The sequence below is a fragment of the Flavisolibacter ginsenosidimutans genome, from assembly GCF_007970805.1.
Classification (GTDB): Bacteria; Bacteroidota; Bacteroidia; order Chitinophagales; family Chitinophagaceae; genus Flavisolibacter; species Flavisolibacter ginsenosidimutans.
In genome coordinates this window covers 4,326,984-4,340,743 of the sequence record NZ_CP042433.1, presented here as the reverse complement: position 1 = coordinate 4,340,743, position 13,760 = coordinate 4,326,984, and the positions used below count along the sequence as shown (strand labels likewise).

Genomic DNA, 13,760 nt, shown 5'->3' with positions numbered 1-13,760 from the left:
TAAAAACAACTCTCTATTGGCTAAACCGTTTTACGTCGCTTGCATTTTGCGTTCAAACTGCATACGGTGCAGTTTACTGTAAAAGCCGCCCCTTGCCAAAAGTTCCAAATGACTGCCCACTTCCTTCACTTCGCCTTTGTCGAGCACAATGATTTTGTCGGCCCGCTGAATGGTGCTCAGCCGGTGCGCAATCACAATTGAGGTGCGTCCGGCGATGAGTTTGTCAATCGCCTTTTCAATCAGCAGTTCACTTTCAGTATCAATCGAAGATGTGGCTTCGTCCAAAATCAAAATCGCGGGATTATAAAGCAAGGCCCGAATAAAGGATAGCAATTGCCGCTGGCCTAGCGAAAGCGTGGCGCCGCGTTCCATCACGTTGTAATCGTAGCCGCCCGGCAGTTGCAAAATGAACTCGTGCATCCCGATTAGCTTTGCCGCTTCCACTACTTTTTCTTTGGGAATAGAAGGATTCATCAAGGTAATGTTGTCAAGCACCGAACCGGGAAACAAGAACACGTCCTGCAGCACCACGCCGATGTTTTTGCGAAGCGTGTCAACGTCAAATTCATCCACCGGAACGTCGTCCACTTTTATTTGGCCGCGATTGATTTGGTAAAGACGGTTGAGCAAAGAAATGATCGTTGTTTTTCCGCTGCCCGTGTGGCCCACAATGGCAACGGTTTCGCCCGGTTCTACCAAAAAGGAAACGTCTTTCAATACCGGGTGCTCTTCGTTATAGCCAAACCACACGCGGTCAAATTCAATCTTGCCTTTTACGTGCGCCGGCGCATAAGCGGCGGGCGGCGAAGGCGGCAGCACGTCGTCGTTATCCAGCACTTTAAACACCCGTTCGCTGGCAATCATGCCCATTTGCAGCACGTTGAATTTATCGGCAATCACCCGCAACGGACGAAAAATAAGATTGAGGTAAAGAATGAACGACATCACTTTCCCCTCTTGTCCCACGCCTAAATTCAAGGCCTGTCTGCCGGTGTAATAAACAATCAATCCCATGCTGAGTGCCAGCACAATTTCTACCAGCGGAAAAAAAACAGAGTAAGCAAATATGGCCTTGATATTGGCGTCGCGGTGTTCGCGGTTAATTTCGTCAAACTTTTCTCCTTCTCTTTTTTCGGCAGCAAACGCTTGTACAATGTACATGCCCGTAATGTGTTCCTGCACAAAAGCGTTTAAGGACGATACGGCGTTGCGTACGCGGTAAAAAGATTTGTTGACGCTTTCCTTAAAATAATATGTGGCCACGATGATGATGGGAAAAGGAATAAGGCTGATGAGCGTCAGTTGCCAGTCGGTGTAAAGCATGATGCCCAGCACGCAAAGAATGGAAAGCAAATCGGCAATGATGGGAATGAGTCCGTCGGAAAAAATATCGTTGATGCGTTCGATGTCATCAATGGTTCTCGTCGTCAGTGTTCCGATGGGCGTTTTATCAAACTGGCGAAGGTTTAAGCTGAGCACTTTGCCAAACACTTTTACCCGCATGTCTTTTACCACGGCTTGTCCCAGCCATGAAGTGATGTACGAAAAATAAAAACGAAGAAGGGTTTCGAGAACGGTGAAGCCAATTTGAAAAATCGTTATCCAAACAAGAATTTCAATGGCTTTATCGGCAAAGGTTTTGTCGGCGGCGGCGATGTATTTGTTCACCGTTATTTCAATCAGCTTCGGACGCACAGGCGTGATAGCTGCTAACACAACAGCCATTGCAATAGAGCCGATGAATTTGCGTTTGTACGGCCGCGTAAACATCAGCACTCTTGAAAGAAGGCTAAAGTCGAAAACGTTCTTTTTTGTGGAAGTACTCAAGAGAAAATATTGTTTACTTGTTCACAGGTTCCTTTGTTCACTTGTTCACGTGTTTACTTGTTGTCGTAACAAGTTGACGACGCTTTCTTTTTTTGCACACCCCAACCGGTGAACAGGTGAACAAGTAAACAGGTGAACAAAGGATTTGCAAAGCTACGGGTTAGATGCCCACGCCCTCGCCTTCGCCGCCCATTGCATTTTTATAGGCTTTTATAAAAATGGCGCCGAGGTTTTTGTGCGGCGGCACGTAATCGCCAAAGCCTTCAATGTTCCCGTAGCGCTTTTGAAACTCCTGCCAAAACGGGATCCAGTCAATGTTGCTGCCGGCGCGAACTTTTTCCATGATCATGTCAATCAGGGGCTGGTTGATCATTTGCTTGCCGATTTGCTTGGAGGCAATGATGTGCGCATCTTCGGCCCGTTCCAGCACGTCGTGTATCAAATGATAACCGCCGCAGGAACCCATGAAAACGATCTTGGCCGAAGGCGCTAATTGCTCGATGGTGTAGGGCGCATAATAACTGTGGCCGCGATGCACCACGATGGTTGGATTCAATTCTTTTTCGTTCAGGTATTCGCAAAGCGCTGCCTGTGCCTTGTCCACTTCACCCGATTCTTCGTCAAGCGGTTTGTTGGCGTACACGACCACGGGTTTGCCTTTGATGGACGAGAAACTGACCCATTGTTTGGTTTCGCTACGCTTCCAAAGCGAAGCCGGAAATTGCGGAACAAATTTGCTGTAATTCATGCGGCCGTCCTTATCACCGTAAAAGAAAACCTGCATGATGACTCTGCCGTCGCTATCGCCGTTGGTGAGCGATTGATAGCTCACGCTGTACACCGGCGGAATATTGAATTCTTTGGAAAGATTAATGCTGCTGTCGGTGGCCGATTCAAACAGCTTGTAGAGCAGATCGTAAATCACCATGCCTTTTTTGTTGTTCACTTGCACGGCCTCGTTATAATTGTGTTTTACGTTTTCGAGCATTTGCGCTGCGACGGGCTTCATCGTTTCCGAAATGCTGGCGTAACTGTCGGCCACGTCCACGCCGTCTTCCAAACTGCCGGTTTTATCCAAACCGTTTACAAAGGCCGTCATCAGGGTTTTTGCGGCGTCTTTGTCGGGGAAAGAAGCCAAGAAGTCGGGCAGCATGTTGTAGCCCGCCGCCATGCGAATGAACTTTTTAAAATGGTCGAAGCCTACCAGCAAAAAAAGCGAGTCGCCGCGGTTGCCGATGCGCTGCATCATCTTGGGATAAACGCCTTTGATGTAGCTTGACGTGTACAAATCGCGTTCGCCGGCTATCACCACGTAATACAATTCTTCCGCGTTCAGCGGCTCCAGTGCTTTAAACCGCACCGCAAGGTTTTCGGTTTCGTGCAAATCATTAATGGGCTTGATAAAATTCTCAAGTGCTTTTGTTTGCAGCATGGCGCTCAATGCATCCATTTCAATGATCTTCTCGCCGTTGAGTTGGTCCTGTATGTAACCAATCTTCGTTTTAACCAGCAGCTTGTAATATTTTACAGGGTTGTCTTTCACCGCGTCAATGTCGGCACGGCTGATTTTGCCTTTCAAAATATTGTGCAGGAACGGAAAGTAAAGCTGGCCGCTGCTGCTCTTGGCCATCTTCGAAACCTCTTTAATAAACGGGTCGTCAATGGCGCGAATGGCATAACCAAGACGGTTGTCGGCGGCGGCATAATCGTAAAGCTGGCGGGGATTTTTATAAGCCGCAATTTTTATGATGCTGTCGCGAAAGGGAAGGTCCGAATTATCTTTTAAAATGGCGAAGGCCTTTTCGGGATGCAGCTCAATGTTCTTGAGCACCAGTTGAAACTTGGCGTCGTGCAGGCCGCTGTTGCGGTCAAAAGCAATATTGTTCACCAACAGCTTCCCTACTTCGTAATGATATTTTTGAATGACCGGTAAAATAGACTCGCCCTTTTTATTCAGGTTCATGGCCGTTTCAAAGGCATCAAGACTTACCGGGAATTGCGCAGCCGTAAGCAGACGTGCACGGTAGCTGCTCGAAAAATTGCGAAGCAGGTATTCAATGCCGCGCAGGTAAGCGATTTTTTGCTGCTCCCGCATGCTAGCATCGGCTTCAATGGCGCATTGCAGGGCATCTACCCGCTTGGTGAGGGCGGCGTTTACAAAAAAATTCAGGTCGTCGTTGTCGCCGGCGTTTAGCTTTTGGTCGAGGAGGTGCTTTTGCGCTTTGTCAATTTCATCGTGCCAGCGAACCCGGCTAATGGGCGGCTTGCAGCCCGCGCCAACGGAGTTTTGTGCCACCGCAACCGAAGAAATACCGAAAAAAAGAAAGGTGATCAGCCAGAAAGGGTAAGTCATTCGCCTCATGTGGCAAATTTAATACCGGGCGGGAGAAAGGGTGGTTAAGGAGTTCAGAATTCAGGAGAAGGAGAAAGGAGGTAGGAGATAGAATACAGAAAGCCAAACAACATATTCAAAAATGAAAGCCCCCGGTTGAAAACAGTATAGCAGACAATTTTTCACACTCATCTCCCATCTCCTACATTCTACCTCCCAACTCCTTTCTCCCGTTATCTTTTCATTAAGTCTTCATTACCGCAAAGCTGTTTTCGCTTTTCCTGTACGTTTGCCCAAAGTAAACAAAGCATGGAACCCAAAGGCCGAAAGGTTTTAATCGCCGATGACGAACCGGATATTTTGGAGATACTGAGTTACAACCTGGCCAAAGAAGGCTATTCGGTTATCACGGCAAAAGACGGCGACGAAGCGGTACACAAGGCCAAACAAACCGCACCTGATTTAATTGTGCTGGACATGATGATGCCCAAGAAAAGCGGCATGGAAGTTTGCGAAATTCTGCGTACGCAAACGGCTTTTAAAGACACGCTGATTATGTTTTTAACGGCGTTGAGCGACGAGACCACACAGCTCAAAGGCTTTGATACCGGCGCCGATGATTACGTGACCAAGCCGGTAAGTCCTTCGGTATTCGTAAGCAAAGTAAATGCCCTGCTGCGCCGCGTAAAGCCAGTCGAAAACAAGAACATCCAAATCGGCGAGCTGACGATAGACCCGGAACGCTTTCTGGTCGTTTACGGCGGAAAAGAAATTGTGCTTGCAAAAAAAGAATTTGAGCTTTTGTATTTGCTGGCCTCTAAACCCGGCCGCGTTTTTTTGCGCAACGAAATTCTGAGCCAGGTTTGGGGGGCGGACGTTATTGTTGGCGACCGCACTATTGATGTGCACATTCGTAAAATACGCCAGAAGCTGGGCGTGGATTGCATTACAACGGTGAAGGGCGTGGGCTATAAGTTTGAGATGTAGGCCCAACCCGACCTTTCCGGTGGGAAGGGCCGTTATTTTTGTCTTTTATGTTCAACGTCAAAAATCTTTCTCCCAAAAAACTCTCGGCCTTCACGGCCTTAATTCTGTCCATTCCTATCAGTCTTGGCATTTATCTTTTAGAGGGTCAATGGTTGATTGGCGTTATTGCTTTCGCCGTTATTTTTCTCGGCAGTTATTTTCTCATCTTTTCCATCATTCAAAATTTTATTTACCGGAAAATAAAACTCATTTACAAGTTCATCAATCAAACCAAGGCCACCAAGCGGGAGGAGACATACTACAAATACATTTTGCCGCAAAAAAGCATTGACGAAGTTCGCGAAGACGTGGAAGCATGGGCCAAGCAACAAAGCCGCGAAGTGAACATTTTAAAACGCAACGAAACCTACCGCCGCGAGTTTTTGCAGAACCTTTCGCACGAATTTAAAACGCCGGTCTTTGCCATTCAGGGTTACATTGACACGCTGCTGAACGGGGCTCTGGAAAACCCCGAAGTGAACAGACGTTTTTTGGAGAAAGCCGGGAAGAATGCGGAACGTTTGACCAACCTGATACAAGACCTTGATGCGATCTCAAAACTGGAAAGAGGCGAATTAAAACTCTCGCCGCAAAACTTTGTCATTCAGGATGTGATACGCGAAGCCTTTGAAAGTCTTTCCATCAAAGCCGAAGAAGCGGACATTGATTTTTCTTTTAAAAAAGGTTGCGAACGGCCAATGATTGTATATGCCGACAAAGAAAAAATTCAGCAGGTGGTTTCCAACTTAATTGACAACGCCATCAAGTACGGCAAAAGCGGCGGGCACATTGTGGCCAGTGTTTACAACACGGATGAAAAAAATATTTTGGTAGAGATCAGCGACAACGGCATCGGCATTCCCGAAAAATATTTGAACCGCATTTTTGAACGCTTTTACCGCACCGCCGGCGGCCGCAACAAAGACGTGAAGGGCAGCGGCCTTGGCCTGTCCATTTGCAAGCACATCATCGAGGCGCACGGCCACACCATTCATGTGCGCAGCAAGGAAGATGTGGGCACGACGATTGGGTTTACGCTGGATAGGAAGAAGGAATGAGGCAAAAAGTTGCCAGTAGACTTCTTTTGAAATCAGAATATATTTATGGCTACTGCACAAAACCACAAATGCCAAAACCATTTTCAAAAATGAAAAAGACGGCTTTACTCATTCTAATTATCGCAATCTCTTTCTGTTTCGGTTTTGCAGTTCAGACAATCACCTCAAACCAATCCGAGAAGAAAGCAACACTGAAAAAGGTAACGGGCATTGGCGGCATTTTTTTCAAATGCAAAGACGCCAGCAAAATGCGGGAGTGGTACAAGACAAATCTTGGGTTAAACACAAATCAATACGGGGCCGTTTTTGAATGGCACCAAGGTGCGGATAGCACAAAGAAAGGATTTACGCAATGGAGCCCGTTTAAAGAAACAACGAAATACTTTGAGCCTTCTACGAAAGAGTTCATGATTAATTACAGGGTTGAAAATCTTAAAGCCCTTGTTGAAGAATTAAAGAAAAACGGCGTAACAGTTTTGGATGCCATCGAAACGTACGACTACGGCAAGTTTGTTCACATTCTTGACGTTGAAGGAAACAAAGTGGAACTCTGGGAACCCAACGATGTCGAATACGAAAAATTAGGCAAACAAATGGGAAGCGAAACAACAAAATAACAATCAAGCAATAGAGCCTGCGCTGTAAAACATTGGTCGCCTCAACGCCTAGACCTTCATCCTTTCAAACGACTTCCTCACCGAGCTGTAAAATTCATCGAGCACGGTTTCGCACACAACCGGTGGAACGCCCGTTAACATCAACGCCGCTGCGTGAGCCAAAATGCTGTTCACTTCTTTTATTTTAATTCGTCTTCGGGTGTTTTCCATTCTCCGTTTCATAACACACATTTTTCAACTACCCATCTTCTTTAAAAAACAATGCCAAAAAAACAGCCGTGAAAGAAAAAGCCGCTAAAAATTTAGCGGCTTTTGAAAGAAGATAAAAGCTGATTAGAAGTTGAACTTCACACCCAGTTGGCCTTGCCAGCGGGAGTTGAGCGGGTCAACCGTGTAGTACTGTCCGTTTACACCCGTGGGCTTGTTAAACGTAAACGCGGGCAAATATCCTGAAGAAGGCTTACCAATGGGAATAATGCCTGTTGGATTCTTTACCGGATCAATCAAGGCCGGGTTTGTAACCGACGGATCAGCAGCAAACGTGAGCAGGTTTACCGTATAGTTATTCACGTTTGTTACAAAGGCAATGTGGCCCCAGTCGTTGTTCAACAGGTTCAGTACGTTGAAAATGTCGAGACTCAACTGCAACGTTTTGCTCTTGTCTTTCCTGCTCAACTTGAACTCGTGCATCAACTTCACATCAAGTTCGTGGTTCCAGGGTGTACGCAATGCGTTTCTTTCTGCGTACTGCCCACGATGCATTCGTAAGTAAGAATCGCTCTCAATAAATGTATTCAGATCAGCCCATTGTTGCGCGGCAGTGTACGAACCTTTGTCAACCAAACGAATGTCGCTTTGGCTTTTTGGAATATAAGGCAGGTTGGCGTTGGCCGCATTGCCGAATGGTGCACCACCTGAAGCATAAACAACTGAATACGGGCTGCCGGACTGGCCGGAGTAAAAGAAAGCCAGCGATGTGCTGTTCGTTCCGTTCCAAGCCATCGTTCCGCCCAGTGTGGCCACGATGCGGTGACGTAAATCGAAGTTGGAATAAGACAAAACAGGACTGCTTGGTATGATCGCGGGGTTTACCTCGTAATTTGACTGGAAGGAATTGCGAATGCCGTTGGCAACGTCCTTACTCATGCCGTAGGTATAAGCCACGCTCCAGTTTGTGTTCAAACGGTGCGTGCTCATTCCAATATTGTTCGTGGTATTTGAAATTTGTGCGGTCAGGTTATAACGGTAGCCTTGCGTAGTATTCGTCAGCAGGTAAACGTTTGAATACGGATTGTATAATTTACCGCCTACGTAAACCGGTGACTGTGTGGGGCCGTTAGAATAGTACTGCACACTGTCCTTAATGTTGATCTGCTGGAACTTCACATCGTACAATGTTTTGGTGTACAAGGCATCAAGGGTTAGCTTATAACCTTTGCCGAATTTAAAATCAACGGCTACGTTCGAACGCCAGATTGTAGGCATCTTGAAATTGTTGTCGATCACGTCCACTTCTCTCGTATTGCTGGCGCTGGCGCCGCCGTACTTTGTTACGGTGTCCTTCAGGTAAAGTGGATTGACGGCAAGCGGTACAACCTGCCCGCTCGATGGCCTGTAATCGATGTTTCCGTAGGTTGTGCCGTTAAGCGTGTAAGCATAGCCCAGCCACGCAAAGGGAATTCTGCCCGTAAAGATGCCTGTACCGCCGCGCACTACAACCGATTGGTTATTGTTTACATCCCAATTGAAACCAAGGCGCGGAGAAAGGGTAGCCTTGCCCAGCCACTTGTTCGTCAGCTGGTTGAAAGGTGTATGCGTGTAGGTTGGGTTGGGCGAATTGTAATCAGCAACCGAGTTCAACGCGGGATCGGTCACCGGTTGGTCGGCCAAACCAGAATAATCAAGACGCAGTCCCGGCGTCAGTTTGAAGTTTTTTGCGACGGAAATTTCGTCCTGTGCGTAAGCACTCAGCAAACTAACCTTGTACGGATTTGGCGGGTTGTTGAAGATGGTTTCGCGGTTGTTTGCCAGTTTTCCGTCGGTGGTGAAGGCGCCGCGAATCCGGCTTGGCTTGTCAGCCAAAAAGTTGGGTACGCTTGAATACTCCCAGCGGCCGTTCCAAGAATTGATAAAGCCGTACGTCAGGTTGTAAAACTCGTTGTGCGTACCAAACGTGAATTTGTTGATGCCCTTTGTAAACGTCAGGTTATCGGTCAGTTCAACGGTGCGCTGCTTCATGTTGTAGATGGAAGCTTCTCTCCACGTGCCGGCCCAGATAGCGCCGCTGCCAATGTCCATAAAAGGAGACAACGTGCCGGGGAAATCCCTGTATTCGTGCACGTTGATATAGCTGACGTTTAACTGGTTGTTCAAATTGTTGCTGATGCGGGTTTTCAATTCGGCAACAAGGTTGTAGTTCTTTGTGTGCTGCGTAAAATCAGTAGAAGAAAATTGAAAGTTGGTGGTTGTTCTTTCTAAGTTATTGCCCCAGCCGTTGGTATAAATGCCGCGCAGCGTCAACGTGCTTTTTGGCGAGATATTAAAATCTAAACGGCCGAAGAACTTATCGCTGTTGGTGAAGATTTTATACTTGTCGTAGCTGCCCACATCATAACCGTATTTGCTCATCAACGTGTTCTTGATGGCTTGCGCATCAGCAACAGAAATTGCAGCACCCGGGTCGCCGGCGTTGTAAAAAGTTGGTTCTTGCCTGCGTGTTTGTTCAAAGTTGAAAATGTAAAATGCTTTGTTCTTTACGATCGGTCCGCCAACGGTTGCACCCCATTGGTAGTCGTGAAAATCGGAACCAATTTTAGAGTTCGTTCCGTCCACACTTTTACCAACGAGAGCCTGCGTTCTTCCATATCCATAAACCGAACCGTGGATGGCGTTTGTTCCGCTTTTTGTTACGGCGTTCACGCTGCCGCCGGTAAAGTTGCCAAGCTTTACATCATACGGCGCCAATTGCACTTGCACTTCCTGAATTACGTCAAGGCTGTAAGGATTGGTTCTTGTTCCCGCACCGGCCGTTCCTGATTGTCCGCCGCCGCTCATGCCACCAAAGGAATTGGAAAAGCCAATGGCGTCGTTGTTGATGGCGCCGTCAAGCGTTACGTTGTTGTAGCGAAAGTTGGTACCGGCAAATGAGTTGTTGTTTGATTGCGGCGTGAGGCGTGTAAAGTCGGATAAGCTTCTGCCCAATGTTGGCAGCGTACTCAATTGCTGGCGGCCTATCGTAACGCCGTTCAGTGCCGGGCGCCGTGCCGATTGAATCACGACTTCCTGCAAAGCCTTGTCGTTGTTCTTCAAGCCAACCACCAAGTCGGGATTGTTGCCGAGTGTGAGGTTGATGTTTTCAAATTTCTGTTCTTCAAAACCCACGTACGAAACCGCAACAGTATAAGGTCCGCCGGGTTTTAAGTTGGGCAATACAAACAGGCCTTTGTTGTTTGTTTGCGTCGAGGCTTTTGTGCCTGTGGGTTCGTAAACCGTAGCCACAGTTGCGCCTTCTACCGGCGTGCCTTTGCCGTCGGTAATGCGACCGCTTAACGTGGCCGTGGTTTCCTGCGCAAAAGAAAAAAGAGGAAACAGAAAAAGAAGAAAGGATAACAGTTTTCGTAACGAGGATGACATGCGTTCTATTTTGTCGCAAAGCACGTTCAGCCACGTTACTTCATTGTTACCCGCATATTAACCTAAAGTAAACCCAATGTTACCGCAAGGTTAAGCCGCACAGGGTTTCCAATGAATAAGCCGGCTGCTCCGTTTATTTGTGAATAAGCGGTTATGAAATTATTATGAAGCATAAGCCGGGGGTTGCGTTTCAATTGCGGCACGGTATTGAACGGGAGAGCAACATGTTTATTTGTTCCGCAATCATCTATTTTGACGAAACGCCCAAAGGCTATGATCTACTAAAGGAAGGCGAGGTTTTTTTGCTTAAGCCACCCGAAGATGGGGAGGATATTGCGCCGCTCATTCGCGTCAGGCCGCAAGCCGGTGGCTGGACGGTGGACGGCGCACAGAATGACGATGTGAAAGAACAGGTACTAAAATTAATCGGGTTGCAGTCGCTCATAAGCCTTCCCGATACCTTCAGCGCTTCTCCGTAAGTCCTGCCGGGCCGGATTACCCGGCTCTTAAGTATTGCGCACGGCTTTGCAAAAATTGCTGGAACCAAAAGCCCGAAGCTTTAATGATTCTTCGCTGCGTGGGATAGTCAACGTAAACCAGTCCGAAGCGTTTGCTGTAGCCTTCAGCCCATTCAAAGTTGTCGGTAAAGCTCCAGGCAAAATAACCTTGCACGTTTACTCCTTCTCTCTTTGCTTTGAGTACCTGCGCCAGATATTCTTCATAAAAACGAATGCGCTGGGGGTCATCCACACTGCCGTTAACAGGAACGTCGTTAAAAGCCGCACCGTTTTCGGTGATGATGATTTTATCAACGCCTTTATACGAAGCAAAGCGCTTTAAAACCCGGTAAATGCCCTGCGGATAGATCTCCCAATCCATCTCTGTCTTCGGCACGTTCCGTTTGCCTGCCTTTACCAGTCGCGCATTGATGTAAGGCATGATTGTACTGTGGCGCACAACTTCTCTTGTATAATTCTGCAAGCCAATGAAGTCGAGATTTGCTTTTAGTAGATTTTCATCACCGGCTTTCATATAACGTTCGAGGCCTTGCAGAACTTTTACATCCTGCCAGGGATAACCAAGGCCGAGCAAGGGTTCGATGAACAAACGATTGCTTAGCACATCCACACGCTGCGCAGCTTCCTGCGAAAGCACCGCCCTATCCACCGGATCAACCGGCGAACAGGAGAAAGTAGAACCGACTATTAAATTATGATTGAGGGTTTTGATTGTTCTTGCACCCGCAGCAAGACTTAACGAAGCATGATGAACTGCTGGCAGAAAATTACCCAGCCCTTTTTTACCGGGTGCGTGCAAACCCAAAAAATAACCGGCGCCGGTAAAAGCCATGGGTTCATTCAGCACCATCCAGTGCCTTACTCTGTCACCAAACTGCTGAATGCAAAAAGCAACATAATCTTCAAACCAATGCACGACGTCCCTGTTTGTCCAGCCCCCTTTTTCTTCCAGTGCCTGTGGCAAATCCCAATGATAAAGTGTCACCCAGGGTTCGATGCCGCATTCCAAACAAAAATCAATAACGGCATTGTAGAAGTCAATGCCTTTTTCATTCGGCTTGCCAATGCCTTCGGGAAGCAATCGAGGCCACGAAAGCGAGAAGCGAAAATTTTTAACGTTGAGGAATTGCATCAGGATGATGTCCTGAATGTAGCGGTGATAAAAATGAACGCCTTGGTTACCGTTATCGCCGCCTTTTATTTTTCCGGCCTGCCGCGTGAACACATCCCAAACGGAAAGGCCTTTGCCGTCCTCTAAATAAGCGCCTTCAGTTTGGTAAGCCGACGAAGCCACGCCCCATGTAAACTCCTTACCAAAATCGCTGCTGTGTATGGGCATGCTATGAACCGAGTTGGTAAAAGATTTTTTTCAGTACCAGGTTTCTGAATTTCGACGGCGAAGAAACATCGCGGGAGGGAAGCTTTGTTTCGGACCTGCGGCCGCATTCGGCATCCATAATTTGTTGCAGCACCCATTCCGTTTCATCCGGAAAGTCCAGCAGGATTTTGGCTTCACTTTCCGTCCACGCCTTTAGTTTTTTGTATTGCTTGGGCTTGATGTTTTTGAGCACCGGAATGCCCAGCAGCTTCAGCGCCGCAGCGTTGCATTGTTGCTCGTACTGTCCTTTCATTGGAATCACCAGCAATTTCTTTTTTAAAAACAAAGCTTCGGAAGGTGTTTGAAAACCGGCCCCGCAAAACACGCCCTGCGAAGAAACCATGCTCTGCACAAAGGCTTCGTTTGTGACGGGATAAAACGAAATGTTCTCGTGCACAAACAGCTCTGTGCGACGCTTGGAGAACACGTGCCACTGTTGGTCTGGAAAATACGAGAGCAATTTAATGATGCGCTTTTCGCTGTACGAAGGAAGATAGACCGTGTAGTGCTTGCCTTGCGTCACGCTTGCTTCGCGGATTTGCCTGCGAATGATGGGCGTGAAAATGTTTTTGCTGTACGGCACAAAATGAAACCCGTATTTCGCCGATGCCGGTGCATAATAACGCAACACGGCCTGGCCAATCAGGTCGGCTTCTTTTGGTTTTGGACTGGCCTTGTTAGCAACCGCCGCCTGGTGACTGAAACCGATGCAGGCTTTGTTTTTTAAATAGCAGGCCCAGGCGCTTACCGGCTCGAAATCGGAAAACACCAAGTCGTATTCTTCGACGGGCAGACTTTGAATTTCCCTGAAAAATTTTTTGAGCCTTGCTTTCTTGTACGTTTCTAAATAATCAATGCCGCCTTTTTTGCCGAACACAAAACAAAGGCCGTGAAAGCGGTACTTGATTTCGTAGGGCAGTGTTACGTCCACCTCCGTGCCGCTGATCAAAATGTCAACCTGCCCGCGTTGCATTAAGTAAGGAAGCACTTCCAGCGCTACAGTAATGTGCCCGTTGCCGGTGCCTTGTATGGCGTAAAGAATTTTCACAGCGTGCCGGCGGTTTGCTGAGGAAAGAAAAAGAAAGTCACATCGTAAAAAAACAACCCGAAGATGAAGCGAAGGTTAAAAAGACATTACCAATTTGTTACGACTCTTTGTTTACAAAACGATAAGAAAACCCTAACAAAAAGGCTACAGTAAACTTTCATCTTGCAACGCAGTCAGAAGTATGCTTTGTTACCACAAAGACGAAATTTTCTCATGTGCCGCCCGCCGTTTCAACGGCGGGCTTTTTGTTTACACCGTTGCTTTGAACCAGCGCAGTAAAAAGGGCAACACCCTCTTGTTTCCTTCGCCGGATTGCCGAAGCA

Annotated in this window: 10 protein-coding genes; 4 read left to right on the top strand and 6 right to left on the bottom strand. The window is 47.4% G+C overall.

Annotation, left to right across the window (positions count from 1 at the left end; translation table 11 throughout):
• Positions 1–30: 30 nt before the first annotated feature.
• Complete coding sequence (locus FSB75_RS18515) at positions 31–1,827, bottom strand: ABC transporter ATP-binding protein (RefSeq protein WP_227990647.1); 1,797 nt, start codon at positions 1,825–1,827, stop codon at positions 31–33.
• Positions 1,828–1,987: 160 nt separating this feature from the next.
• Positions 1,988–4,189 carry a hypothetical protein gene (locus FSB75_RS18510; protein WP_146790518.1) on the bottom strand — a complete coding sequence of 734 codons (2,202 nt, stop codon included), beginning with the start codon at positions 4,187–4,189 and terminating at the stop codon, positions 1,988–1,990.
• Between the two features lie 279 nt (positions 4,190–4,468).
• Between FSB75_RS18510 and FSB75_RS18505 the strand changes: the two genes are divergently transcribed.
• From FSB75_RS18505 to FSB75_RS18495, 3 genes are all read left to right on the top strand, one after another.
• Complete coding sequence (locus FSB75_RS18505; RefSeq protein ID WP_146790516.1) at positions 4,469–5,146, top strand: response regulator transcription factor; 678 nt, start codon at positions 4,469–4,471, stop codon at positions 5,144–5,146.
• Between the two features lie 47 nt (positions 5,147–5,193).
• Entirely contained in the window at positions 5,194–6,243 is a 1,050-nt protein-coding gene (locus FSB75_RS18500) for a sensor histidine kinase (RefSeq protein ID WP_146790514.1), read from the top strand.
• Between the two features lie 89 nt (positions 6,244–6,332).
• A complete protein-coding gene (locus FSB75_RS18495) occupies positions 6,333–6,860 on the top strand; it encodes a VOC family protein (protein WP_227990645.1) in 528 nt (175 codons plus the stop codon).
• A gap of 48 nt (positions 6,861–6,908) precedes the next feature.
• Here FSB75_RS18495 and FSB75_RS21880 read toward each other — a convergent pair whose 3' ends face one another.
• Together FSB75_RS21880 and FSB75_RS18490 are read right to left on the bottom strand one after the other, a co-directional pair.
• Positions 6,909–7,082: a hypothetical protein gene (locus FSB75_RS21880; RefSeq protein ID WP_172623216.1), complete on the bottom strand. Its 174-nt coding sequence runs from the start codon at positions 7,080–7,082 to the stop codon at positions 6,909–6,911.
• A gap of 111 nt (positions 7,083–7,193) precedes the next feature.
• Positions 7,194–10,493 (bottom strand): TonB-dependent receptor, encoded by a 3,300-nt coding sequence (locus FSB75_RS18490; protein WP_146790512.1) that lies wholly within the window; start codon positions 10,491–10,493, stop codon positions 7,194–7,196.
• Between the two features lie 164 nt (positions 10,494–10,657).
• Here FSB75_RS18490 and FSB75_RS18485 point away from each other — a divergent pair, with 164 nt between their 5' ends.
• Positions 10,658–10,972, top strand: coding sequence for a hypothetical protein (locus FSB75_RS18485; RefSeq protein WP_146790510.1), 315 nt, complete (start codon positions 10,658–10,660; stop codon positions 10,970–10,972).
• 16 nt (positions 10,973–10,988) lie between these two features.
• Here the strand turns inward: FSB75_RS18485 and FSB75_RS18480 are convergent, their stop codons facing one another.
• On the bottom strand, positions 10,989–12,350 hold the full coding sequence (locus FSB75_RS18480) for a GH1 family beta-glucosidase (protein WP_146790508.1): 1,362 nt from the start codon (positions 12,348–12,350) through the stop codon (positions 10,989–10,991).
• Between the two features lies 1 nt (position 12,351).
• A complete protein-coding gene (locus FSB75_RS18475; RefSeq protein ID WP_146790506.1) occupies positions 12,352–13,437 on the bottom strand; it encodes a glycosyltransferase family protein in 1,086 nt (361 codons plus the stop codon).
• Positions 13,438–13,760: the final 323 nt, after the last annotated feature.